Genomic DNA, 253 nt, shown 5'->3' on the forward strand with positions numbered 1-253 from the left:
TGACCGCGGTGAGCGTCGTGACGACCGTGGCGGCCGTTCCTTCGACCGCCGTGACGGCGACCGCGGCGGGCGTTCGTTCGAGCGCCGCGACGACCGTGGCGGCCGCTCCTTCGACCGTGACCGTGGCGGGCGTTCGTTCGAGCGTCGTGACGACCGTGGCGGCTTCCGCCGTGACGACCGGGGTGACCGCGGTGACCGCGGTGAGCGTCGTGACGACCGTGGCGGCCGTTCCTTCGACCGCCGTGACGGCGAC

General features: G+C 73.9%; 1 protein-coding gene. It reads left to right on the forward strand.

Translation table 11 applies throughout. The features are described from left to right. Nucleotides 1–253 (forward strand): hypothetical protein (locus H0H10_RS41445; protein WP_444875690.1); only part of this gene is annotated, 253 nt, incomplete at both ends.

The sequence above is a fragment of the Streptomyces griseicoloratus genome (assembly GCF_014534645.1).
GTDB lineage: Bacteria > Actinomycetota > Actinomycetes > Streptomycetales > Streptomycetaceae > Streptomyces > Streptomyces griseicoloratus.